A 24,657-nucleotide genomic window follows, 5' to 3' on the forward strand; every position below is an offset into this window, starting at 1 on the left:
CCGCCGGGTGCGGCGAACCAATTCCCTCGGAGGTAAACCTCACCGGGCGCCGCGGAGAATCGTTTCGGCCACCACATCCGGGTGCACCAGCGGGACGGCGTGCGTGGACTCGACCTCCACGACGGTGGAGCCGGCTCGCCCGGCCATCCACCGCTGGGCCTCGGGGGGAATGGAATTGTCCTGTGTGGACACCACGGCCCACGACGGCAGTGCGTGCCAGCTGGCGGCGTCCGCGAAGCTGCCTTCCAGGGTGACCGGGTCGAAGGGCTTCTGGGCCGCGGCGAGGATCTTCTGGTCCCGCGCACTGGCGTCAGCGGCGTAGACCGCACCGAACTTGTCCGGCCGGAGGTAGATCTCGGCGCCGCCGGGGTACTCCCGCACGACCAGGTTTTCCGGGATCAGCAGGCTGCCCGGGAACTTCCCGTTGAGCGCGCCGGCCGTCTCCCCCGCGTCCTGCTGGAACGCCGTGACGAACACGAGCGATCGGACGTCTTCGGTCAGGGCAGCGGGAGCCGAGATCACCGACCCGGCGTAGGAGTGGGCGGCGACCACGAGCGGGCCGGTGAGCGTGCCCAGGAACTGCCCGAGGTAGGCGACGTCGCCGTCGAAGTCGCGCATCGGCAGGGACGGCGCGATGACGGTGTGCCCGGCGTCCTGCAGGCGCGCGGAGACCCGGCGCCACACCGAAGCATCGGTCAGGGCGCCGTGGACGAGAACGAAGGTCGGCTGATTCATGCCCTCAGTTTCGGCGCCGCGCGGAGTTCGCGGACAGTGGCAGTCCTGCCGACTATCGAAACCTTCCCGCCAATGACCTCAGCCGCCGTCGAAGGTGAAGGACCTCCGGTGTTCGCGGGGCGAAACGTTCGTCGCACGCCGGAACTGCACCCGCAGGTTGGTCGCCGTGCCGAGGCCGACGCGGCGCGCGATGTCCTCTATGGACAGTTCCGAGTTCTCCAGGAGTTCCTTGGCCCGCGCGATGCGCTGATCGCGCAGCCAGGTCAACGGCGGCACCCCGGCCTTCTCGCGGAAGCGCCGGTGGAACGTCCGCTCCGACATGGCGAACCGGGCGGCCACGTCCTTCACCGACAGGGGCTGCTCCAGCGACACGAGCATCCACTGCTGGGCCCGCGCGACGACGTCGTCGCCAGGCGGGACGATCGCCTTTTCCACGAACTGCCGCTGCCCGTCCGCCGGGCGCGGTGCCATGACGATGCGCCGCGCGACGTGCCGCGCGGCCGCCGGTCCCAGGTCGGCGTTCAGCAGGTGCAGGCAAAGATCCACGCCGGCGGTCACGCCGCCGGAGGTGAGCACCGACCCGGTGCCGGCCACGAGCACCGACTGGTCGACGGTGAGCTCGGGGAACCGCTCGGCGAGCTCGGCGCACAAGGACCAGTGGGTGGTCACGGTCAGGCCGTCGAGCACCTTGGCCCGCGCCAGCGCGAACGCCCCGGAGCAGATGGACACCAGCCGGACGCCCCGCCGGTGCGCGGCGGCGAGTGCCCGCAACAACGACCCGGGCAGCTCACGGTCCACGGCGTCGGCGTAGCCCGGCACGACGATCGTGTCCGCCCGGCGCAGCAGTTCCAGCCCGCCGTCCGGGATCACCGTGGTTCCCCCGGCGACCGGCACGGGCCCGCCTCCCACGGACACGGTCACGAGGTCGTACGCCTCCGGCGCCTCCCGGCCGAACACGTGCACCGGGATCGCGTAGTCGAGGGGCAGGACGTTCTCGAGCAGGACGACGACCATCCGGTGCCGGGGCATGGCAGCATCCTATCGACACGCGCTGATACTGCCGGCGCGCTCAGCGCAGGTCCCGGAAGAATTCGGTGATGTCGCGAGCGAGCAGTCCGGGTTCCTCGTAGGCGGCGAAGTGGCCGCCGCGAGGCATGGTCGTGTACCTCGTGACGTGGTACGTGCGCTCCGCCCAGCTGCGCGGCGGCTGGGTGAGGTCGGCCGGGAACAGCGCGACGGCGGTCGGCACCTCGACCCGCTCGACCCGGCGGGTCAGCTTCTCGCCGTACTCGTAGTACGGCCGGAAGGAGGTCGAGATGGTGTTGGTGAACCAGTAGAGCGACGCCTGGGTCAGCAGGAAGTCGTCACTGAACCGCGAGGACAGGTCCCCTCCGCAGTCGCTCCACGCGCGGTACTTCTCGATGATCCACGCGAGCAGCCCGGCCGGCGAGTCGGCCAAGCCGTAGGCCAGGGTGACCGGCCGGGTGCTCTGCTGGTGCTGGTAGGCGCCTTCCCGCGCCGACCAGGTCGCCACCGAATCGAGGTAGGCCCTCTCCGGCGCGGTGAGGCTCTCGTCGTCGTGGGCGACCGGAGCGGCGACGGCCGTCAGGTGGATACCGATCACCGCCTCGGGATGGGCTTCGGCCAGCCGGGAGGTGATGCCCGCACCCAGGTCCCCGCCGTGCGCCGCGTACCGGGAAAAGCCCAGTTCCTCGCGCATGAGCAGGTGCCACAGCTCGTGGGTCGGCACGGGATCGGCGAGCGAAGGACGTTGCGGGGAGAAGGCGAAACCGGGCAGCGACGGGACGATGACGGTGCACGAGTCCGCCGCGGAACCACCGTGCTTCGACGGCGTGGCCAGCCGCCGGGCGAAATCGGTCAGCTCCAGGAACGAGCTGGGCCACCCGTTGGTCAGCACGATCGGCAGGGCGTCCGGGGCTTCGCCGTCGAAACGCAGGTAGTGCACCGGCGTCCCGGCGAGGTCCGCGAAGTGGTGGGGCAGCGCGTTGATGGCGGCTTCGTGCGCACGCCAGTCGTAGCCGGACGCCCAGTGGGCGACCAGTCGCCGCAGCTCATCGGGATCGGTGCCGGCCGACCAGCCGATCACCGGCCACGGAGCCGGCCATCGCGTGCCGGCCAGCCGGGTTCGCAGCTCGCCGAGTTCGGCATCGGTGACCGCGAGCACGGGCCGATCGGACATGGGTTTTCTCCTCGCGTCGGCTCCTCGTCCACCAGGATATCGAGCGCAGCTCGCTCGCGGCCGTCCGAAGTGGTGGCGTGGCCGGGTTCGGGAAGGATCGTCCGGTCCCCGTCAACCGGCCGCCGCCGAGCCCGGAAGCTCGGGTGCCCGGGTCGCGGCGCCGACGAGTTCGGCCGTCACGGCCCAGAGCCGGCCGGCCAGCTCTTCGTCGAGGCCGTTCTTGCCCTGCCGGCTGAGCACCGGATGGCCGCGAAGGCCGCCGAGACCGCCGGGCCCGACGTAGGCGTTGCCGGGAACGTCCCGGGTCGCGGCACAGAGCACCGACAGCGCGCCCAGCTCGGGCGAGTTGGTGAGGAACCGGACCCGGTTGACGATGTCCGACCGCGAGTGGGCGGCCAGGCCGGTGCGGGCGATCCCCGGGCTGGCGAGCACCGAGCGGACCACGCTGCCCCTGGCGTCCAGGCGACGCTGCAGCTCCAGGGAGTGCAGCACGACGGCCAGCTTCGACGCCCGGTAGGCGGCCATCCCGTGGTACGGACGGGTGCGCCAGTCCAGGTCGGTCAGGTCGATCCTGCCCTGGCGGTGCAGCTGGCTCGTGACGTGCACCACCCGGTCGGTGACGTGCTCGAGCAGCAGGTTCGTCAGCACGAACGGGCCGAGGTAGTTGGTCGCCGTCTGCCGGTCGAAGCCGTCCGCCGTCCGCGCGGCGGGGATGTCCATGACCCCGGCGTTGTGGATCAGCACGTCGAGCTCCCCCGACCAGGCGGCGGCGAAGGCCCGCACCGAACCGAGGTCGGCCACGTCCAGCGGCCGGACGTCGAAGCTGCCGGGCCGCCCGGCGACGGCACGCCGTCCCCGGGCGGGGTCGCGCACCCCGAGCACGACCCGGGCTCCGGCCCGCGCCAGCGCGCGGGCCGTGATCAGGCCGAGCCCGCGGCCGGCGCCGGTGATCACCACGGTCCGGCCGTCGAAGCCGGGCATCTCGTTCTCTGTCCACTTGGTCATGCGTCCAGTGAACGGACCGCGGCCCGGACGAGGAAGGACACGCGCAACCACTGATCAGCAGGTCGTGGTCGAGCGACACCGGGGTCGCGACAATGAGGTCATGGACCGCATGTTCGACGCCGCCACGCTCGGCGCCTTCCTGCGCACCCGGCGGGCGGCGCTGCAACCGGAAGACGTCGGGCTCCGGCGCGGGCCACGCCGGCGCGCACCGGGCCTGCGGCGGGAAGAGGTCGCGGAGCTGTGCAGCATGTCCGCGGACTACTTCGCCCGCCTGGAACGCGGCGACGGGCCGCAGCCCTCCGAGCCGATGCTCGCGGCCGTCGCACGGGGTCTGCGGCTCACCCCCGACGAACGGGATCACCTGTTCCTCCTGGCGGGCCACCGCACGGCCCGCCGCGACCTGCGAGCCGAGCACGTCAGCCCCGGGCTGATGCGCGTCATGGACCGCATCGCCGACACCCCGGCCCAGGTCATGGGGCCGCTGGGCGAGACGCTGCTGCAGACCCCGTCCGCGGTCGCGCTGCTGGGCGAGCAGACGCAGTACACCGGCCACGCCCGCAGCGCGCCGTTCCGCTGGTTCACCGATCCGGCCGCCCGCGAGCGGTACCACCCCGGTGACCACGCCCGGAACAGCCGCGTCAACGTCGCCCAGCTGCGCGCGGCGGTCACCCGCGACGGACCCGGTTCGCCCGCCGCGGACCTCGTCGCGGCGATGCGCGCCACCAGCGACGAATTCGACCGGCTGTGGGAGCGTCACGAAGTGGGCCTCCGGCTCAGCGAGATCAAGCGGTTCGTCCACCCCGAGATCGGCCGGCTCGACCTCTACTGCCAGCTTCTCCTCGAGCCCGACCAGGGCCAGTCACTGCTCGTCTTCACCGCCACCCCGGGTACCGAGGACCAGGAAAAGCTCGCCCTGCTCACGGTGCTCGGCACCGAAGAATTCACCGTCGGAACCGCATGACGGCCGGGTGTTGACACCGCGACCCGGCTTGCCCAGCCTTATTGGCATCCTGTCAGTAACCTCGGGTGCCCGATCCAGGAGGCCGCGTGCCGGACGAAGGCCCGATCTCGCTGCGCCGCCGGCTCACCGGGCTGGCGCGCCCGGTCCGGCCGTCCCCGGGCGGCGCCTTGCCCCGGCAGCCCGACCTGCCCACCGGGCGCATGCTGGCGCTGCCGGGGCGGGGCAGCGTGTTCGCGCGGGGCAACCTGCACGACGGCTCGCTGCGGGGCCTCCCGGTCCTGCTGCTCCACGGCTGGACGCTCTCGCGGGACACCAACTTCTTCGGCCTGATGCCGAGCTTGGCGCGTCGCCACCCGTTCGCGGGGTTCGATCAACGCGGCCACGGCCGGACGGTTCTCGACGCCCGCCGCTTCACCGTCCCGGATCTGGCCGAGGACGCCCTGGCCGTCGCCCGTCGGGACCGCGTTGCCGGACTGGTGCTGTCGGCCACCGCGCTCAGCTACACCCAAACCCGGCGTGACCGTCTTTCCGGCGCGCCGTCGCAGCGACCGGACGGCTGCCCCGCTTCGGCGCCGGAACATCGGTCGCCGCCCGCTACTTCGGCGCCAACCGGCGGGTTCCGGAATTCGAGTCCCGGTGGCCGTGGCTCCGGCGCGAACTCGCGCGGGCCCCGCTGTCCCGGCACCTGGCCACGGGACGCGCGGTGGCCGGCTACGACCTGCGCGGCAAACTGGCCCCGCTGCACGGGATCCCAGCCACGGTCGTGATCACCGAAGGTGACGCGATCGGCCCACCGCGCCGGCAACGCCGGCTCGGCGCGAACTCGGTCTCGGTCCCGTTCGACCACGACTTCCCGGTCGCCCGGCCGGACACGTTCGGCGAGGCGATGCTCCGGGCCGTCGACGAGATCCAGGGCTGAGCGGCGCCCGCACCGGAACGCGAATCGCGGTCGCCGTCACCCTTTTTGCGCCACGCAAATGTCCGGCCGGCAGGCTCGTAGCGGCCGGGCCGCCCGGGGGGTTACGTTGGTCGTCGCGATGGTTGAACAGGCAGCCGTCTTCCGCAGCCACCCAGGGAGACAGGCATGAGCAGTGACCAGGACTGGCAGCGCGACAGGGAAGCCTTCGTGACCGACCGGCCTGCCGCCGGCCCCCTGGCCCGGCAGTTCGCGCAGCTGACACACACCCTGCTCACCGCTCCCACCGTGGAAGACGTGCTGCAAACCGTGCTCGACGCCACGACGGTGATGGTCCCGGCCGCCGACCTCGCCAGTTTCACCCTGCTCGACGCCGACGGGCACTTCCACACGCCGGCGGAGACCGACGAGGTCGCCATCGAACTCGACCGGCTGCAGTACCGGTTCCGGGAAGGCCCCTGCGTCGAGGCCGCCGACCCCGGCGGCCCGGCGGTGGCGATCGCCCCGGACCTCACCGCCGAACCACGCTGGCCCAAATGGGCCCCGGCCGCCACGCGACTCGGGATGGGTTCCGTCCTCTCCACCGCTCTCATCAGCGGACCGCCCAACGGCGAGTCCAGCGGCGCCCTCAACGTCTACTCCCGCTCCCGGCACGGGCTGGACGCGGCCGACCGCGACGTCCTGCTGCTGCTGGCCACCCACGCCTCCCTCGCCCTGGCCGCCACCGACGCCGTGACGCGCGCGGAACTGCAGGCCGCGCACCTGCGCAAGGCCATCGACAGCCGCGATGTGATCGGGCAGGCCAAGGGCATCATCATGGCGCGCCGAGGCGTCTCCGCGGACGCCGCCTTCGACGTCCTGCGGCGGACGTCCCAGGACCTCAACGTCAAGCTCGCCGACCTCGCCCGGACGCTCGCCGGCCGCCACACCGAGATCGACCTGCCCACCCGCTGACGGCCGCGAAGCGCCGGCCCACCTCTCGGCACGAAGCCCGGCTTGCGAGCCGTCCGTGTAATTCACACGATCAGGGGTACCCGGTCGTCCATGACTGTCTGTGCTCCCGACCACGCGCCGGCGAACGACGCGCTGACCGTCCCGACGCCGCGACGGTCCAACGAATACGCCCACTGCGCTCCCCTCTTCCACGAGCGCAGCCGCCTCGACGCCGAAGACCCCCGTCGCGCCGCCCTCCGCGAGCGGCTGATCACCGAGCACCTTCCGCTCGCCGAGCACATCGCGCGGCGGTTCAGCGGCCGCGGCGAGCCCTTCGAAGACCTGCTGCAGGTCGCGCGGACCGGGTTGATCCGCGCGGTCGACCGGTACGCCGCCGACCGCGGCAGCGACTTCGTGTCGTTCGCCGTGCCGACCATCATGGGCGAGGTGCGCCGGCACTTCCGCGACGTCGGCTGGTCGATGCGCGTTCCCCGGGCGCTGAAGGACCTGAAGCAGAAGCTCGCGAAGGCGAGCGACGTCTTGGCCCACGAACTGGGCCGGGCGCCCACGCCCAGCGAACTCGCCCGCCACCTCGGCATGGACGTCGAGACCGTCCGGGAGGGCCTGCTGGCCGCCCAGGCCTATCGCGCCACTTCCCTCGACACCCCCGCACGAGAGGGCGAGGACGACTTCGCCGCCACCGGCCGGCTCGCCGAGGACGACACCGGCTTCGAGCGGTTCGAGAACCACATCGCCCTGCGAGCGGCACTGGCCACCCTGGAGCCCCGGGAACGCGCCATCGTCAAGATGCGGTTCGCCGACGAGCTCACCCAGAGCCAGATCGCCCAGCGGGTCGGCGTTTCCCAGATGCACGTCTCCCGGCTGCTGGCCAGGACCCTGGAGCAGCTGCGGCGGCACATCGACGCCGGCTGACCCGGTCGAGAGCCCGGTCCGGCGGTTCACCCCTCGGCAACGGGGTAACCCGGCCCCGAGATCGGCTCCCCGAACCGGACGGGAGCCGCGGACCAGGAAGGGCCCTGCCCCGATGCCGATCGAACAGCAGGCCACGCACCTCGACGACTCGCTGCGCGTGATCGCCCTCGAGGTCGCCGACGACCTCGCCGAGCTGGCCACCGTGCGCGCCTGGGCCGAGGAGTTGCTGCAGGATCTGCCCGAAGACCAGCGGGTCGACGCGCTCATGGTGGTCGACGAGCTGACGTCGAACGCCCTCCGGCACGGCAAGCCTCCCCGGCAGGTCCGCCTGCTGCGCAAACGCGACTGGCTCTCCGTGGAAGTCGACGACGCCTGCGTCGACCCCGCCTGCCCGCGCCCGCCTTCGTCCGACGGCGGGCACGGGCTCAAACTGGTCGCCGCGATGAGCGTGTCGTGGGGTCAGTGGCAACGTCCCACGGGCAAGACCGTGTGGGCCGAAGTCGACCTCACTCGCGGCCGCGAGGGTTCACCGGCCTGAACGCCACCGGCGCAGCAGGGTGCGGAGGACGACGAGCACGACCCAGCCGATGAGGAGCACGGCGGCGACGCGGATTCCCGTCTGGTACCAGCCGGGCGCGCCGGGCCGGCCGCCCCAGAACCAGGCCGCCGCGCCGATCGCGGCCGCGACGGTCACGGCCAGGGGGTAGCGGACCCAGCCGGGTAGCCCGGCCAAGCTGACCTTGCGGCGGGGTGGATCGGCCACCCGGCCAGCGTAGGCCGAAGCCGCCTGCACGTTCGGGCACGATCGTCCGCCCCCGTGGCCGCCCCCGGACGGGTGCTGCGCACCGCGGCGTGCGCGGGACGCTGAGGTGTGGCCGGAGTCGAGCACGCCGAGGACAGCGGCAGCGAACGCCTCTCCTCGGCCTCGAAGCGCACGGGCGGTGAACCGGGCAGCACCGCCCATTCGCTGCTGGCCATGCAACGCTCGGCGGGCAACGCCGCGGTCGGGCGGCTGCTCGGCGTGCGGAAACCGGCGGTGCAGCGTTCGGCGATCGCCGCCACCCTGCAGAGCCGGGCGGCGGACCGGATCGCGGCGGCCACCGCACCCGCCACGGCGGCCGGGCCGGAAGGCACCCAGGCCCCGGCTCCGGATCCCGCGGCGATGGCCGCCGAGAAGGCGAAACAGCGCGCGGCGCTGGCCGGTACGGTCCAGCCTCCGGACACCACCGCCGGGCGGGAGCAGACCCGCGGTGCCGCGGCCGCGGTCAAGGCCGAAGCCGCGGCACCCGCCACGCCGGTGGCCGGCGGCAAGGACACGGCACCGCCGTCGGAGACCGGCGGCGACAGTGACGCCACGGCGGCCGTCGCGAGCGCGGCACAGCTGACCCAGCAGGCCGTGGCCCAAGCCGACGCGGAAGCCGCACCGGAGCCGCCCGCGCCGGTGCGGCCGCCGGAGCCGGTCCCGGCGGCCGACGCGGCCGGCCGCGCGGTCCCCGGCGATCCGGCCGCGGACGCCTTGGCCGCCGGGCTGGCCGCGCGGCTGCAGGCGCTGCGGACCGGCGCGCACGCGGTCCGGACGCAGGCGGCACGAGAACGCGCGCAGGCGCACCGGATCCAAGCGCTCCTGCACAGCGCGGAGGGCGGCGTCACCGAGGCGGAAGCCGGTGTGGCCCGGCTCGAGGGGCACACCGCGCACCGGCGCGAGGTCGCCGGGCAAGCCAGGCAGGCCCTCGAGGTGTCGAAGCAGAAGCAGGAGACGGTCGCCGCGGGCGCGCCACAGGTGTCCGCCCAGAGCGACGAGGGCAAGGCCAAGTCGTCGCCGATGGCGGCCGAGTCGAAGCAGCTGGCGGCGGAGAACGCGAGCAAGCAGCCCGAGGACGCCGAGGCCGCGGGGAAGTCCGCCGAACAGGGCTCGAAACTGACCAAGGTCGGCGCCGACCTGGGCTCGATCGACGACGCCATCGGGGCCACCAAGACCCGGGCCGGCCGGCTGGCCGAGGAAGCCGCGCAGGCACAGCAGGCCAACACCGCCGCGCAGGGCCGGATTTCCTCGACCGAACAGGCCCTGGAGCGGACCGGACAGAAGACAGCCGAGATGACCGGCCAGAACCAGGCGGCCCGGGCCCGGCTGGCCGGGCTGGCGGGCGGCCCCGCGGACCAGCGGGCGGGCGCGGACAACCTCGATGCGCAAGCCCGGACGCTGGACGAGGCATCGGCGCGGCTGGAGCTGCGGGTGCACGCGGCCCGGCAGTCGTACGCCGACGGGATGGCCTCGATGCCGGCACGGGTGCCGCGCCGGAGCGCGCACCAGGTGCAACGGGCCGGGTACGACGACCGGGCCCGCTTCGATCCCGCGGGGGCGGTCGCCGGGGCCGTCCCGTCCTGGCTGAGCGGCGAAGAGCCGCAGAGCGCGCGAGCCCGCGCGGAACACAAGGCGGCCGAGGACGCTCGCCGGCGTGCCGAGCTCGCCGAGATCGACCGCGAGGCCGGCGGCCACTTCGAGCGGCTCTCGGCCGCGGACAAGGCCGGGATCGCGCTGAGGATGACCGGCCGGCACCTGTTTTCCTCGGTGGGGGCGACGAACTTCCCCCGGTTCATCGGCAACATCGCGCGCGGCTTCATCGACCCGCGGATGTCGCTGATGGGCATCGTGCAGGGGTTCGGGATGATCGCCTCGGGCGGCGCGAACCTGTTCAGCGCCGCGCAGTGGGCGAAGGACCCGGTGGGCAACCTGCTCAAGTCGGCGGCCGACATCGCCACCGGCGTCACGATCGTGCTCGGCTCCATCGCCGGGCTCGCCACCGCGATCGCGATCATCCTCACCGCGGTCGCGATCGTCGGTTCGATCTTCTCCTTCGGCGCGGCCGGGGTGGCGCTGGCGCCGATCATCGCGTTCTGCGGCACGGTCGCGGCGACCGTCGCCCCGTGGGCGCTGGAGGCCGCGGCGATCGCGTTGACCCTGCACGGGCTGGTGTTCATCAAGAACCTCGTCGACGCGGCCAGCGCGCAGACCGCGGGCCAACTGCAGAACGAGTCCGACCAGATGACCGAGGACGCCACCAACGCCGGCGCCATGGCACTGCAGATCGGCATGGCCAAGGCCATGGAGGCCGGCGGCAAGCTCCTCGCCGGCGCCCGGGGCGGCCGGGGCGGCGGTGGTGGTGGCGGCGGAGAGGGCGGCGCCGGAGGGGGCGGCGAGGGCCTGGTCACCGAGAGCGGTGCCGTGCCCGAGTCCGGTGCCGTGCCCGAGTCCGGGCCCGCTCCCGAGCCCGCCGCGGCGCCCGAGCCGGCTTCGGCCCCGGAATCCGCTCCGGCCGCCGACACCGGCCCGGCACCCGCCGCCCCCGAACCGGTCGAGCTGCCCTCGGGGACCGCCGCGAACGACAACGCCATCCCGCAACCGGATCTGCCCGGCGGACCGGCAGCCAACGACAACGCCATCCCGCCGTCGGAAGCGAACGAACAGGTCCTCGCGGGCACCGGCACCGACGGCCCGGTCGACGTCGGGCCGAAGCCGCCCGAGCTCCGCGTGATCGAAGGCGGTGGCGGCACGTCCGACGCCCCACGAGCCATGGCCGGGCCGGACAAGCCCGGCTCGGCTCCCGAAGTGCCCGGCCAAACCGGCTCGACGAGCACTGCGGAACCGGCCCGCGGCACCGAATCGACCACCGGCGAGGCGCAGAGCAGCGCACACGAGGGCGGCCAGGTCGCCGAGACGCCGGTACAGGTCGAACCCGAATCGTTCATCGAGGGCGACCGGCTCGTCAACGCGGACCAAGCTCGGCTCGACCCGCGCAAGATCACCGAATACGCCCTGAACCCGGATCACCCGGTCGGCGGCAACAAGGCCCGGGTCTTCGAAGCGGCGACCGGCTTCAACAAGTCCAACGCGGCGGAGCTGATCGAGCAGCTGCAGGCCGGCGTGGCGGAGAACCAGCCCATTCCCGGAAAAGTGGACGCGCACGGCTCCCGGTTCACCGTCGACATCCCGGTCACCGGCCCGACCGGGAGTGCTACGGTCCGTACCGGCTGGATCTACGATCCCGGTTCCAAGATTCCCCGGATGACGACGGCCTACGTGAAGTGACGGTGTGCATGGTCGACCGATTCAGCACCTTCGACGTCGTCGTGCTCCGCCGGGGAGTTCCGGAGGAGGGGATCGCACCGGGTACCCGCGCCGCGGTCATCGACGTCCACACCGAGCCGTCGCTCGCCTACGAGGTCGAAGTCGTCGACGAGCAGAGCGGCAAGACGCTCTGGTGGGGGCCGGTCGGCCCCGAAGACGTCGAGCCGCCTGACTGACCGCGGGTCGCGCGCGTCAGATCCGGTACGAGCGGGTCGCGAAGGTCAGGCCGCTGGAGTAACCGCCCCACCGGACCGAGTCCGGCCGGGGTCCGTCCAAAGCGGACAGTGGGAAGTCGGGGCTCCGCGCGGCCAGGAGCAGCTGTGCGGGCGCCGGACCGCGCAGCGTGAGCGCCAGCTCGACGCCTTCCGGTGGTGGCGCGGACAGCGTCAGGCCCCACCGCCAGCCGGTCGCGGTGAACGGCCGGTTCGTTCCGCCGGGGAACGTGGTTCCCCCCACTTCGGCCCGGACGACCGGGGCGCCGCCGCCGTCGGCGTAGATCGTCAACTGGGTGGGCCGGCCGGTGACCGAGATGCGCAGCCGCACGGTTCTCAGCTCGCCGGCCGCGGTCTCCCCCAGCACCTTCATGGCGGCTTCGGGCACCGGGACCACCGGGGCCGGGCCGCTGCGCGTGCCCTCGGACCCGTACAACGCCGGGAACCGTTGCTCCACACCGGGATCGTCGGCCGGGGCGTGTTCGCGGGCCCACTCGCCGGAGCCGTCGCCCTCGCTGGCCCAGATCGCCTCGTGCCGGTCGGCGTCCAGCGCGTACACCAGGCTCACCTGCGCGGGGTCCGGTGCGCCGGGCCGGTCGGCCACCGCGTCGGAGACGACCAGGCCGGTGGCCGCCAGTGCCACGACGGCCGCCGCGGCGAGCACCGGCCTGGTGCGGGGCGGTGTGCGCCACGCCGGGAACACCGTCACCGCGGCCAGGCCGAGCAGCAGCATCGGGACGGCGGCGAGCGCGAGCCCGACCGTGCCGAACAGCAGCCACCCGAGCGGGACCAGCAGCAGCACGGTGGGCACGCCGGCCAGCCAGGCGACCGCGGCCCGCCACGGCGAGCCCACCGGCAACCGGGCCGTCACGACCAGCCCCGCCGCTCCGGCGAACGCGGGCCAGGTGAACAGGTAGGCCGCGCCGGGCACCAGCACCGCGGCCACCACCGCGAGCACGGCCATGACGAGCAACCCACCCGCCGCGAGCTCCGCCGGCCGGCCGCGGCGGCGGGCGAACCACACCAGCCACAACGCCGCCGGCACCAGCGCCAACAGCGCCAGACCGGCTCTCGAGAGCACGACGGCGTAGGGGTCACCGCCGAGGAAGCGCCGGTTGCCCGGCCCGGCGAGCACCACGGCCTGCCACGCGAGCCAGCCGATCGCCGCGCCACCGGCGGGCACCAGCAGGGCTGCGGCGGCACAGCGGGCCGTCGCGGCGAGGCGCAGCCGGCCACGGCGGCGGGCGAGCCACACCGCGGCCGCGGCGGCGAGCAGGGCGAGCGCCGCCAGCGGCAGGACCGCTCCGGCGGGGTAGTCCACCACGAGGCCGAACACGGTGAAGTACTCCGACTCCCCCGCGCCGGTGAGTCCCGGAAGGCCGGCCGCCAGTGTTCTCGTCGCGGCCAGCACCGCGTCCCCCAGGTCCTGGAGGCTGGCGGAGTCCACATGGGACAGATCGTCCAGCTCGGAGTGGTACGGGGCGCTGCCGTCGATCATCGCGAAGTTCAGCCCGGTGTGCGACGCACCGCGGAAGACGGTGAAGTCGGTGTCGTTCGGCAGCAGCCGGTACACCTCGCGGGACAGCGACGTCGCCAGCGGCGTACCGGCACGCAACGCCGGCATGAGCGCGGCGCTGTGCGCGCCGGTCTCGAACATGATGGTCCGGCCCGTCGTGCCGCGGGCGTCCAGGTTCAGCACCACGTCGCGCGCCGGGTCCCCCAGCAGGCCGGCCGCGGCGAACGCCCGGGCGCCCAGCTGCCCGAACTCCTCGCTGTCGGTGAACACGAACGTGATGTCGGCCCGCTGGGCCGGCATCGAGGTGAGCACCCACGCGATCTCCAGCAGGGTCACCACCCCGGCCCCGTCGTCGGTGGCGCCGGGGCCGATCTCCACCGAGTCGTAGTGGGCGACCAGCAGGACCCGGCCCGCGTGCGCGGTCCCGGGCAGGGTGGCGGACACGTTCTGCACCCAGCCGTAGGCGTGCGCGGACGCCGTCTCGGCCACCCCCGCGCTCGTCCGCTGCACCGCCGGCCGCAGCCCCAGCTCGGTGAGCCGGGCCACCAGCCGGTCCCGGACCTGCTCGTTGGCGGGCGAGCCGGCCGGGTGCGGCCGCTGGGCGATCCGGTCCAGTTCGGCCCGCGCCCTGGTCGCGGAGAACTCCGTCGCCGGCGCGTCGGCGGGGCGCGGCTCGGGTGCGATCGCGCTGTGGAGCACGGAACCCACCGCGAGCAGCAGGACCAGCACGCCGGCGGCCCACGCGGGCCACCGGTGGCGCACGGCCGGGCCGCCGCCGGTCCGCTCGCGCGGCGGGGCGGACTGGGGATCGGGTTCCTTCACGGTGGTCAGGGGGTGCTCCTCAGAGGAGGCGGAGGCGTTGGCCCCGGCCGGCTTTCTCCGCCTGGGTACGGACTTCGGCGAACAACGCCACGTCCAGTACGCCGAGACCGAAGGGGTTGACGACGACGTAGCCGTCCTCGACGGGCTTGCCGGGGGCGGCCAGGAGTTCGGCGATCGTCGCGGTGACCGACGGTCCCTCGGCGGCGGCCGGGGCGATGTGGCCGTCGTTGATGAGCCGGCCCAGCGGGCGGCGGGGGTTCTCGACGATGAGCCGGAGGTCGTCGATGTACAGCGAGCGGGCGCCGGTCAGGACCTCGTCGGTGAGGTCGCCGAGGGAGACGTTGACGAGCAGTGCGCCGGGCCCGATCCACGACTTCCGGACGTAGCCTTCGGACGCGGTGGTGAGGAAGAAGACGATGTCCTGGTCCGCCACGGCCTCCGGGACGCCGGGGGCGACCGTGACCCGCAGCCCGGGGTGCCGGGACGCCCACGCCTCGGCCAGTGCCTCCGCCACGGCGGTCCGCTCGTCGAAGAGGGTGACCTCCCTGACGGTGTCCGTGCGGGCGAGGAGCAGGGCCAGGTGGAGCCGGGCCTGGGTGCCGCAGCCGACGACCCCGACGCGCGTGGCGGCGCCGTAGCCGGCCGCCTCGACGGCGAGGACGCTGACCGCCGCGGTGCGGACGGCGCTGAGGACCCCGACCTCCATGACCGTGGTCACCCGGGCGGTCTCCGGGTCGAAGCACAGGCCGAGCCCGCCCGCGCGTTCCATGCCGAGCTCCGGGTTGCTGACGCTGGCGTTGATGATCTTCATGCCGAAGTCGCGGCCCGCGACCGCGCCGGGCATGCCGATGGAACGGGTGTAGGCGCCCTTTCCGTTGTCCCACGCCAGATACGCCTCACCGGGCAGGGTCGTCCGCCCGGCGCCGTGGGCGAGGAGTGCCTCGCGGACGACGCTGACCGGGTCGCAGTCCTCGAGGCACTCGACCACCTCGTCCCGGCGGAGGAAGAGCAGGGACTCGGGCCGGGGCTCGGCCAGGGCGCCGGTCAGCCAGGAGCTCATGACCTCATCACCGTTTCGCTCGGGGAAAGGGGCTCGGTGGGGCTGAGACCGTAGGTGCGCTCGACCCAGTCCGAGTCGTAGATCGTGCTCAGGTAGCGGTCACCGAAGTCGGGCGAGATCGCGACCACCGTGCTGCCCGGCGGAATGCGGTCGGCGTAGGTGCGGATGGCCCGGACCACCGTGCCGGTGGAGCCGCCGACGAGCAGGCCGGTGCGGCGCGACAGATCGCGGCACTCGCGGATCGTGTCGATCTCACGGACCCGGACCAGGTCGTCGGGGGCGGTGGGGTCGCAGATCTCCGGGTGCCTGCTGGTGCCGAGGCCGGGGATGTGCCGGGGCCCCGGGGCCTGCCCGAAGGTGACCGAACCGACCGAGTCGGCGGCGATGATCCGGGTGGCCGGGGACGACCGGCGGAAAGCGGAAACGCAGCCCATCATGGTGCCCGCGGTGCCGACCCCGACGAACAGGTAGTGCACGTGCGGCACGGCGGCCAGGATCGACCGGGCGGTGAGCCTCGCGTGCACGCCGGGGTTGGCCGGGTTGGCGTACTGGTTCACCCACACCAGCTCCGGGTCTTCGCGGAGCAGCCGCTCGATGAGCCGGAGCCGGGTGGCCAGGAAACCGCCGTTCTCGTCGCGGTCGCGCACGGTCAGCACCTCCGCGCCCATGGCCCGCATGTGGTCGATCGCCTGCGGGTTGGTCACCGGGTCGACCACGCAGGTGAACCGGTAGCCGCGCTGGGCGCACACCAGGCTCAGCGCCACCCCGAGACTGCCGGACGACGACTCGACGACCCGCCCGCCCGGCCGCAGCCTGCCGTCCCGCTCGACGGAGTCCACCAGGCCGAGCGCGGTCTTGAACTTGATCGACCCGGCCGGGTTGAGCCCCTCGATCTTGAGGATGACCCGGCTCTCGGACAGCACCCCGGGCAGTTCGAGGAACACGTCGTCGAAGACGAGCTCGGTGGCGTCGCGGTAGATGCGGCTCATGGGCGCCCGATCCGCAGGGCGGGAGCGCCCGGGCCGAAGAGGCCGGCGGCGGGGTCGTGGAGACAGCCGGCCAGCACGGTGAGGTAGTCCTCGGCCAGGTCGGCGGCTCGCGCCCGGGAGAAGTCCCGGCAGCGGTAGGTCACGTACAGCGTCGCGTGCTCCTCGTCGTGGCCGACGCGCACCGTGAGGGGACGCTCGGCGTACGGCCAGCGCGGTGGCAGGGGCTCCAGGTCGAGGCCGGAGCCGTCGGTGGCCGTCTCGCGGTCGACGCCGAACTCCACCCGGTCGAACAGCTCCGCGGCGTGCCCCGGTAGCTCCCGCACCACCGGGTCGCGCGGCACGCCGGCGTGGTCGAGGTCCTCGGCGAAGCGGTCCCGCGCGGTGGCCAGCACGGTTTCGAAGGACGGGTCACCCGCCAGGTCGAGCCGGCTCACCACGGCCTGCGAGAAGTCGGCGATGAGGCCTTCCACCTCAGCCCGGTCGCGCAAGGTGACCGGAACGGAGACGGCGACGTCGCGGGTGCCCCCGAGCCGGGCGAGCAGCACCTGGAACGCGGCGAGCGTGGTGACGAAGACCGTCGTGTCGCGGGCGCGGGCGAACGCGCGCAGGCGGGCGAACAGGTCGTCCGGGACGCCCACGGCGAGCAGGTCCCCCCGGTGGGCGGGTCCGTCGGAAGGTGGGGAGTCGGCCGGGATCGGAACGGCCCGCGCACCGGCGAGCCTGGTGCGCCAGTACTCGACCTTCGCGGCGACGGCCGCGGCCCGGCCAGGCTGGTCGCGCTGCCACACCACGAAGTCGGCGTACTGGATCGGCAGGGGCGCCAGGTCCGCGCCCAGGTAGGCCTCGGCGAGGTCGGCGAGGAGCACCTCGGTGGCCCGGGCGTCGGCGATGACGTGGTGCAGCACGACGATCGCGATGTGCTCGTCGGCGGCCAAGCGCAGCAGCCGGAACCGGATCAGCGGGCCGGTGCGCAGGTTCATCGGCGGTTCCAGGGCGGCCAGGGTCTGCGCGGCGAAGTCGTCCTCGGTCGCCTCGACGACGGTCACCGGGACGGCCGGCACCGGGTGGATCACCTGGACCAGCCCGTCGCCGGCCGGCTCGAACACGGTCCGCAGGGTTTCGTGCCGCCGCACGACGGCGGCGAGCGCGCGTTCGAGCGCGGGGACGTCCAGCGGGCCGCGCAGCCGGAGTCCGGTGAGGACGACCCGGTCCGGTCGCGCCGGGTCCCGCCACGCCCTGGCGCACGCCTCGGCCTGGGCCGGGGACGCCGGGAACCGGGCCGGGCCGGGCGGCCTCGGCAGGCGGGGGATGGCCGGGGAGCCGCCGCGCAGCCTGCGCAGCAGCGCGGCCTCCAGCTCGGCTCGCGAAGTCGTGTCGGAAGGGTGCACGCCTCACCCGGCCTGCGGCTGGTGGGTGCGGCCGAGGTCCGTCGCGAAGGCGCGCATCAGCGCCTCGGGACCCCCGATGAAGCCGTAGTGCGGGCCGGACAGCAGCCGGAACGTGGTCTCCCCCAGCTCGGCCCAGTCGTGCAGCAGCTCGTGCGGGACCTCGACGTCCTCGTCCCAGCCGAGCACGGACGCCGGGCAGGGCAGGGGTTCCGGCGGGCTGACCCCGTACGCCTTGTGCGCGTCCACATCGGACAGGAGCACCTCGAGGCTCAGGTCGACCATGTCCGGGCGCGGGACACCGCCGAGCGCGGTGATCAGGGTGACGACCTCCGCGCGCAGCTCGTCCTCCGACATCTCCAGGAAGCGTCCGTGCGGACCCTTGTGCGGGGCGACCTGGGAAGACACGAACAGGCGGGTCGGCACCGGGAGGCCGCGCCGCTGCAGCCGCAGCGCGGTCTCGTAGGCGACCAGGGCCGAGCTGCAGTGCCCGAAGAACGCGAACGGCCGGTCGAGGTAAGGCGCCAGCGCGTCGCAGAGCATCTCGGCCAGGGAACCGAAGGAGGAGAACGGTTCCTCCCGCATCCGGTTCTCCCGGCCCGGCAGCTGCACCGGGCAGATCTCGATGTCGGCGACGGCCGGCGGCCACTGCCGGTACATGCTGGCGCCGCAGCCGGAATAGGGCAGGCAGAACAGCCGGACTCCGGCGTCCGGCGAGGGTTCGCGCAGGAACCACCGGGGACGGCGGGGCGCTCGGGTGGCGGTCACGGGTTCTCCTTCACCGGGGCGTCCGGGTCCTGCTCGAGCATCCGCCGCAGCACCATCGGCGCCAGCGTGGCGATGTCGACCCGGGTGGTCAGGTCGCGGACGCGGAACTCCACCCCGAACCGCTCGCGGATCCGGTTGCGCAGCTGGATCAGCGACAGCGAATCGCCGCCCAGGACGAAGAAGTCGTCGTCCATCCCGACCCGCTCGGCGCTCAGCAGCTCGCGGAACACCTCCTGCAGCTCGATCTCGATCGGCGTCTCCGGGGCGCGGTACGCGGCTTCGGCGGTCACCGGCTCGGGCCGGGGTTCGGCCGTCCGCGGCCGCGGTGGCTCGCGCACGGCGGCCAGGTCCACCGGGGCGGCGGGATCGGCGACGACGCCGGCGAGGACGTCGACGAACGCGTCCGCCATCTCCTTCGCGGTGGCCTCGTCGAACAGGTCGCGGGAGTACTCCAGGAACGCCCGGTACGCGCCGGTGCCGTCCGGTTCGAGGTCGAGCGCCAGCTCGTAGCCCGCGGTGCGGGTGTCCGCCCGCAGCGGCTCGAAGGCGAGACCGGCGGCACGCAGGTCGACCGGGGGCTGGTTCTGCAGGACCAGCATCGCCTGCGCCTGCGGGGTGCCGGCGGGAGCGCCCCGCTCGGCGCGCAGGATTTCCAGGGCCAGCTCGAACGGGAACTCCTGGTGCTCGTACGCCCCGGCGGAGGTGGCGCGGACGCGGGCGAGCAGTTCGCGGGCCGAAGGCGCGTCGCCGAGGTCGACGCGCAGCAGCAGCGGGTTGACGAAGAACCCGATCAGGTTCTCCACTTCCGGCCGGACCCGCCCGGCCATCGGGGAGACCACGGTGATGTCGCGCTGGCCGCTGTAGCGGGCCAGCAGCACGTCGAAGGCGGTGAGGAAGACCATGAACGCGGTGACGCGCTCCGCCCTGGCGAAGGCCTCCACCTCACCGACGAGCGCGGCCGGGACCGCGAACACGTGCGTGGCGCCGTCGGCCGAGGGGACGGCCGGGTGCGGCCGGTCCGTGGCCAGCGTGAGGGCGGGGGCCCCGGCGAGACGGCGTTCCCAGTACTCCTGCAGTGCGGCCAGCTTCGCCCCGGTCAGGTTTTCCCGTTGCCAGACCGCGAAATCCGCGTACTGGATGGGCAGCGGCGGCAGCTCCGGCTCGCGGCCCTCGTGGTAGGCGACGTAGCAGGCGGCCAGCTCGGCGACGAAGATCGCCGAGGAGAGCCCGTCGGTGACGATGTGGTGCATGGTGAGCACGGCGATGTGCTCCTCGGGCGCGGTGCGCAGCAGCGCCAGGCGCACCAGCGGGCCGCGCTCGAGGTCGAACGGCACGCGGACCTCGGCGGCGACCGCGGCCTCGGCGGTGGCCGGGTCCACGTCGGTGACGCCGACGGTCAGCACCGGCGCGGGCCCGATGACCTGGACCGGGCCGTCGTCGTCGAGCTCGAACACGGTGTGCAGGGCCTCGTGCCGGGCCACCACGGTGTTGAGGCCGCGTTCGAGTGCGGCCCGGTCGAGCGCGCCGGCCAGCCGGACGGCGGCCACGACGTGGTAGGTCGCCTGGCCGGGGTCCAGCTCGTTCTCCAGCCACATGCTCTGCTGGGCGAACGACGTCGGCACGACGAAGACGTCCTGCTCTTCTTCCTGGTGAACGTCGGTCATCGGCTCCGCTCCTGTGCGCCGGACGGGGAGGACACGGGCCGCTTGCGGCGGAACGCCGAGCGGTCCAGCGCGCGGATGGGCGCGGCCGGCTCCGGGTGGGCCGGCGCTGCCTCCGCCGGGGCCGGGTCCGGTCCCGGGGTGCTCCGGCCGTCGATGTACTCGGCGACCTCGGCGACGGTGGGGGTCTGGAACAGCTGGCCCAGCGGCAGGTCGACGGCGAACTCCTCGCGCAGCCGGTCGACGACGAGGGCACCCATCAGCGAATGGCCGCCCAGGGCGAAGAAATCGTCGTTGATGCCCATGTGGTCGACCCCGAGGATGTCCGACCAGATGTTCAGCACGGTCTTCTGCGTCGCGGTCTTCGGCTCGTCCGACTCCGTCTCGGCTTCGGGTTCCGCACCGGCCGGCGAGGTGAAGACGGCGGTGTCCGTCGAGCCGTCGGGACGGTGCGGCCAGGCGGTGACCGGCACCACCGACGCGGGGACGACGTTGAGCGGCAGCCGGTCCCGCAGCCAGCCGCGGACCACGGCGGGCATGGTCCGGGCCCACTCGGCGAAGGCGGTGTCCCCGGCCAGGGGGCCGGGGCACGCTCCGGCGGTGACGGTCGCGGCGAGCACCCGCGAAAGCGGCACGGCGGTGCTCCCCTGCCGGCGCAGGGCCACGGTCAGCTCGGCGAACCCGGCCCCGGACGGCCCGGCGGCCGCGTCGAAGCCCAGCGCGGTCGCCGCGGCCACCACTTCGGCCGGGTCCACCCCGCAATCCGGATCGTCGAGGACCCGGCGCACGTCGCCGGCGGTGTCCGCGGTGGCGAGCCGGTCGAGCGCGGCCGCGACGCCGGTCAGCCCGGACACCGGGATGCCGTGCAGGACAAGGAGATCGGGCGCGGCGGCGAGCAGGTCGGTGAGCCCGTCGGCGGTGACGTCCGCCCAGGCCAGTTCCCGGACGGGCGGCAGGGCGTCGTCGGGTCCGGTCACGTGCAGCACGACGTCGAAGCGGAACCGGGTCAGTTCGCTGGGGTGCGTGCCCACGCGGCGCAGGACGGCCACGTCCCGCACCCCGGGCAGCCGCGCGGCGGCCTCGCGGAACCAGTCCGGGTGCAGGGCCAGGCCGCCGGTGGTGGCGGCCCGGTGGGCCACGGCCTCGCGCAGCCGGGCGGCGGGCCCGCCGGCCGGCACGCGGCCGGCCTCGGCGGGCAGGTGCGCCGCCTCCCGGGCGGTCAGGTCCGCCACGTCGGAGACGAACACGGTGCCGCCGGGGCGGGTCACCCGGACCGCCTCGGCGAGGACGCGTTCGAGGTAACCGGGGCCGGGGCAGTACCCGGCGAGACCGTTGACCACGACGGTGTCGAAGTCCCCGCCGAGGCCGGTCAGGTCGTCGGGGGGCAGGTCGGCCAGCTCGACGACGCCGGCCTTGGCGGCGAGCCGGTCGCGCTGCCGCTCGATGGAGCGCCGGGCGCGGCCGGACAGCTCGGTCGCCCGGTAGGCGTCACAGCGGGGGGCGAGCTTGAACAGCAGCTGCCCGTTGCGGCAGCCGATCTCCAGCACCCGCCGCGGCCCGGTGTCCAGGATGTGCCGCACGCCGCCGTCGAGCCACTCGCGCAGCGCGGCCGCGGGCAGCACCTCGCCGCTGTCCGGGCTGCGCCAGCCGGTGAGGTTGAGCAGCGGGTCGCTCTCCGGGTCACGCGCGAGGTAGTCCTGGACGAACCGCTCGCGTCCGCCGTCGGAACCGAGCTGGGAGGCGGTCCTGGGCACGACGTGCGCGATCAGCTCGCCGCTCTCGGTGCGGGAGAGGTGGGCGCGGGACACCGCGGGGTGCGCGGTCAGCTCCGCGACGACGTCGCCGAGTTCGGCCGGCCGCCCGGCCACCCAGGTGCGGCCCGCCGGCTTGCCGAGGACCTCCAGCTCGCCCCGGACGTTCCAGCGGGCCCGGTCACCGGTGGGCACCAGGACGCCGGAGGCGGACACGTGGAGATCGCCCGCCACCCCGTCCGGTACGGGTTCGCCGCGCTCGTCGCGCACCTCGGGCCGGGCGCCCAGCGGGGTACCGGCCGGGATCCGGCCGGAGGGCGCCGGCGCGGCCGGGTCCACCCCGTGCGCGGCCACCGGCCCCACCTCGGCGAGGGAGTAGAGGTTGACCAGCTCGGCGCCGGGGAACGCGCGGGCGAACGCGGCGACGGCGTCCGGCCACAGCGGTTCCCCCGTGCTGATCACGCGGTGGGCGGCAGTGTCCAGTGTGGACAAGTGGGCCGGGGTGGTGAGCAGCAAGTCCGGCGTGGGGCCGGAATTGCCGAACACGACGGCGCCGCCGGCCACGACCGGCCACCACAGGGCGGTGACCAGCAGGTCCGGACCGACCCCCGGGGACACGGCGACCGTCGCGGCCGGGAACCGGGCCGCCAGTGCGCGGACCCGGGCCGCCAGCTCGGCGTGGGAGTGGGTGCTCAGCGTGCCGCCCCGCGAGCGCAGGCACACCGCGGGCGCGTCCGGTGCGGGTGGCGGCAGCGGATCGGTGGCCGGGGAGCCGAGCGTGGCGACGTCGACGGCGGCGCCGCCGAGCACGTCCACCAGCGCCGCGGTGGTCAGCACCCGCTTCGGGGCCACCTCTCCGATCGCCGCGGCGAGCTCGGCGCGGGTCAGGGCCGGGTCCAGCGGCAGCGCCACCGCCCCGGCCGAGAGGACCGCGTGCAGCGCGACCGCCAGTTCGGCGGTGTGCGGCAGGCAGAGCGCGACCACGGTGCCGCCGGTCACGCCGTGGTGGTCGCGCAGGTCGTGGGCCAGTCCGGTGACGCGCGCGGTGAACTCCGCGCGGGACAGCACCTGGTCACCCCGCACCACGTCCGCCGGCGGTGCCACGGCAGCTTCGGGGACTTCGGCGGCCGGGACTCCGGCAGGCGCGGCCACGAGCGGCAGCCGCCACACCGGGGTCTCCGGATCGGCGACCGCGGCGGCGAGCACCGCGTACACCGAGTCCAGCAGGCGCCGCACGTACGGCTCGTCCATGATGTCCGCGGCGAACCACAGCTGCCCGGCGATGGCGCCGTCGTCGGTGGGGGTCAGCTCGAACTCGAGGTCGAACCGGGCCTTGCCGGTGTCGAGGGTGAGGATGTCCACGGTGAGGCCGGGCACCCGCAGCTCGTGCCACGGCGTGTTGTGCAGCCCGAGCATGTGCCGGATGAGCGGGGTGTGCGCGCTGGCCTCCCGCTCGGGGTTGATCTCCTCGATGATCTTCTCGAACGGCACGTCCTGGTGGGCGTACCCGTCCACCGCCTCCTGGCGGCAGCGCCGCAGCAGCTCGCGGAACGTCAGCTCGCCGGTCAGCTCGACCCGCATCGGCAGGGTGTTGACGAAGCTGCCGACCATCGACTCGATCTCGCTGCGGTTGCGGTTGGCGACCGGCACGCCGACCACCAGGTCCTGCTGCCCGGTCCACCGGGACAGCACGGTGGACACGCCGGCGAGCAGCACCATGAACAGCGTCGCCCGCTCGGACTCGCCGAGCGCCGTGAGCTCGCCGACCAGCCCGGCGGGGATGTGCACCTCGCACATGCCGCCGTCCCAGCTGCGGTCCGCGACCCGCAGGCGGCCGGTCGGCAGGTCGAGGGCGTGCGCGCCGGTGAGCCGCGCCCGCCAGTACTCGAGGTGCTCGTCGAGCGCCCCGGTGGCCTGCCAGTCCTGCTGCCACAGGGCGAAGTCGCCGTAGTGCAGCTCCGGTTCGGGCAGTGCGGGCGGGCGGCCCGCGGCGTAGGCGTCGTACAGCGAAGCCAGCTCCTGCAGCAGGATGCCGAGCGACCAGCCGTCGGTGGCGATGTGGTGCTGGCTGAGCAGCAGCAGGTGCTCGTCGTCGGCGACCCGCAGCAGGGTCGGCCGCAGCAGCAGGTCCTTCGTCAGGTCGAACGGGCGGTCGACCTCGTCGGAGTAGCGGGCGCGCACCGCCTCGTCGCGCGCGGCCGGGTCGAGCTCGCGCAGGTCGGCGACCGGCATCGGGACCGGGCCGGGCGGGTTGACGCGCTGGACCGACGTCCCGGCGTCGACGAGGTGGAACGTCGAGCGCAGCACCTCGTGCCGTCGCACCAGTTCGTCGACGCAGCGCTGCAGGACCGCCGGGTCGGTGTGCCCGCGCAGGGTGGCCGCGCCGACGATATTGTACATCGTGGAGGCCGGCTGCAGGCGGTGGAAGAACCACATGCGCTCCTGGGCGAACGACAGCGGCAGCGCCGACCGGTCACCCCCGCGCGCCACGATGGGTGACTCCCCGCGGTCGACGCCCTCCTCGTCGAGCATCCGGTCCAGGAGCCTGCGCTGCTCCGGACTGAGCCAGTCGTTCCCCATGGAGTCGAACCACCTTCGTTCCGAAGAGATCCCGCGCACGAATATCGGTGGCGCCCATCCTTCCCACGCCACGGGACGGCGGTAGTCGGTGACGTCCCGGACGC

Annotated in this window: 20 protein-coding genes; 8 read left to right on the top strand and 12 right to left on the bottom strand. The window is 74.0% G+C overall.

The genetic code is table 11. The features are described 5' to 3' along the window. Nucleotides 1-39: 39 nt before the first annotated feature. From QRY02_RS22200 to QRY02_RS22215, 4 genes are all read right to left on the bottom strand, one after another. Complete coding sequence (locus QRY02_RS22200) at nt 40-735, bottom strand: alpha/beta fold hydrolase (protein ID WP_285993441.1); 696 nt, start codon at nt 733-735, stop codon at nt 40-42. A gap of 78 nt (nt 736-813) precedes the next feature. Beyond that, nucleotides 814-1,764 carry a GlxA family transcriptional regulator gene (locus QRY02_RS22205; protein WP_285993442.1) on the bottom strand — a complete coding sequence of 317 codons (951 nt, stop codon included), beginning with the start codon at nt 1,762-1,764 and terminating at the stop codon, nt 814-816. 40 nt (nt 1,765-1,804) lie between these two features. After that, complete coding sequence (locus QRY02_RS22210) at nt 1,805-2,935, bottom strand: epoxide hydrolase family protein (protein ID WP_285993443.1); 1,131 nt, start codon at nt 2,933-2,935, stop codon at nt 1,805-1,807. A 111-nt stretch (nt 2,936-3,046) separates the two neighbouring features. Then, the gene (locus tag QRY02_RS22215) at nt 3,047-3,940 is read right to left on the bottom strand and encodes an SDR family NAD(P)-dependent oxidoreductase (RefSeq protein WP_285993444.1); all 894 of its coding nucleotides are present in this window, start codon (nt 3,938-3,940) and stop codon (nt 3,047-3,049) included. 100 nt (nt 3,941-4,040) lie between these two features. On the opposite strand from QRY02_RS22215, the gene QRY02_RS22220 reads away from it, so the two are divergent. From QRY02_RS22220 to QRY02_RS22245, 6 genes are all read left to right on the top strand, one after another. Further along, entirely contained in the window at nt 4,041-4,901 is an 861-nt protein-coding gene (locus tag QRY02_RS22220) for a helix-turn-helix transcriptional regulator (protein ID WP_285993445.1), read from the top strand. Nucleotides 4,902-4,987: 86 nt separating this feature from the next. Next, nucleotides 4,988-5,668 (top strand): alpha/beta fold hydrolase, encoded by a 681-nt coding sequence (locus QRY02_RS22225; protein WP_285993446.1) that lies wholly within the window; start codon nt 4,988-4,990, stop codon nt 5,666-5,668. Then, the gene (locus tag QRY02_RS22230) at nt 5,665-5,820 is read left to right on the top strand and encodes a hypothetical protein (protein ID WP_285993447.1); all 156 of its coding nucleotides are present in this window, start codon (nt 5,665-5,667) and stop codon (nt 5,818-5,820) included. Before QRY02_RS22225 ends, QRY02_RS22230 begins: the two co-directional genes overlap by 4 nt. Nucleotides 5,821-5,985: 165 nt before the next feature. Next, complete coding sequence (locus QRY02_RS22235; RefSeq protein WP_285993448.1) at nt 5,986-6,771, top strand: GAF and ANTAR domain-containing protein; 786 nt, start codon at nt 5,986-5,988, stop codon at nt 6,769-6,771. Nucleotides 6,772-6,861: 90 nt separating this feature from the next. Then, nucleotides 6,862-7,683 (top strand): SigB/SigF/SigG family RNA polymerase sigma factor, encoded by an 822-nt coding sequence (locus QRY02_RS22240; protein WP_285993449.1) that lies wholly within the window; start codon nt 6,862-6,864, stop codon nt 7,681-7,683. A gap of 112 nt (nt 7,684-7,795) precedes the next feature. Further along, nucleotides 7,796-8,221, top strand: coding sequence for an ATP-binding protein (locus QRY02_RS22245; RefSeq protein WP_285993450.1), 426 nt, complete (start codon nt 7,796-7,798; stop codon nt 8,219-8,221). Here QRY02_RS22245 and QRY02_RS22250 read toward each other — a convergent pair. Then, on the bottom strand, nt 8,210-8,446 hold the full coding sequence (locus tag QRY02_RS22250) for a hypothetical protein (RefSeq protein ID WP_285993451.1): 237 nt from the start codon (nt 8,444-8,446) through the stop codon (nt 8,210-8,212). The genes QRY02_RS22245 and QRY02_RS22250 overlap by 12 nt on opposite strands. Before the next feature lie 108 nt (nt 8,447-8,554). On the opposite strand from QRY02_RS22250, the gene QRY02_RS22255 reads away from it, so the two are divergent. Together QRY02_RS22255 and QRY02_RS22260 are read left to right on the top strand one after the other, a co-directional pair. Beyond that, complete coding sequence (locus tag QRY02_RS22255) at nt 8,555-11,770, top strand: DUF6883 domain-containing protein (protein ID WP_285993452.1); 3,216 nt, start codon at nt 8,555-8,557, stop codon at nt 11,768-11,770. Nucleotides 11,771-11,778: 8 nt separating this feature from the next. Then, complete coding sequence (locus QRY02_RS22260; RefSeq protein WP_285993453.1) at nt 11,779-11,985, top strand: DUF4926 domain-containing protein; 207 nt, start codon at nt 11,779-11,781, stop codon at nt 11,983-11,985. A gap of 16 nt (nt 11,986-12,001) precedes the next feature. Here the strand turns inward: QRY02_RS22260 and QRY02_RS22265 are convergent, their stop codons facing one another. The 7 genes from QRY02_RS22265 to QRY02_RS22295 are packed head-to-tail and all read right to left on the bottom strand — an operon-like array spanning nt 12,002 to nt 24,553. Next, entirely contained in the window at nt 12,002-14,359 is a 2,358-nt protein-coding gene (locus tag QRY02_RS22265; RefSeq protein WP_285993454.1) for a M20/M25/M40 family metallo-hydrolase, read from the bottom strand. Nucleotides 14,360-14,378: 19 nt separating this feature from the next. Next, nucleotides 14,379-15,419: an ornithine cyclodeaminase gene (locus QRY02_RS22270; RefSeq protein WP_285993455.1), complete on the bottom strand. Its 1,041-nt coding sequence runs from the start codon at nt 15,417-15,419 to the stop codon at nt 14,379-14,381. Further along, nucleotides 15,416-16,408 (bottom strand): 2,3-diaminopropionate biosynthesis protein SbnA, encoded by a 993-nt coding sequence (sbnA, locus tag QRY02_RS22275; RefSeq protein WP_285993456.1) that lies wholly within the window; start codon nt 16,406-16,408, stop codon nt 15,416-15,418. The genes QRY02_RS22270 and sbnA overlap by 4 nt, the downstream gene beginning before the upstream one ends. After that, nucleotides 16,405-17,796 (bottom strand): condensation domain-containing protein, encoded by a 1,392-nt coding sequence (locus QRY02_RS22280; RefSeq protein ID WP_285993457.1) that lies wholly within the window; start codon nt 17,794-17,796, stop codon nt 16,405-16,407. The genes sbnA and QRY02_RS22280 overlap by 4 nt, the downstream gene beginning before the upstream one ends. Before the next feature lie 3 nt (nt 17,797-17,799). After that, nucleotides 17,800-18,561, bottom strand: a complete 762-nt coding sequence (locus QRY02_RS22285; RefSeq protein ID WP_285993458.1) for a thioesterase II family protein — start codon at nt 18,559-18,561, stop codon at nt 17,800-17,802. Continuing rightward, nucleotides 18,558-20,225 (bottom strand): condensation domain-containing protein, encoded by a 1,668-nt coding sequence (locus tag QRY02_RS22290; protein WP_285993459.1) that lies wholly within the window; start codon nt 20,223-20,225, stop codon nt 18,558-18,560. Before QRY02_RS22290 ends, QRY02_RS22285 begins: the two co-directional genes overlap by 4 nt. Further along, nucleotides 20,222-24,553, bottom strand: coding sequence for a condensation domain-containing protein (locus tag QRY02_RS22295; protein ID WP_285993460.1), 4,332 nt, complete (start codon nt 24,551-24,553; stop codon nt 20,222-20,224). The genes QRY02_RS22290 and QRY02_RS22295 overlap by 4 nt, the downstream gene beginning before the upstream one ends. Nucleotides 24,554-24,657 lie beyond the last annotated feature (104 nt).

It is taken from the genome of Amycolatopsis sp. DG1A-15b (assembly GCF_030285645.1).
Lineage (GTDB): Bacteria > Actinomycetota > Actinomycetes > Mycobacteriales > Pseudonocardiaceae > Amycolatopsis.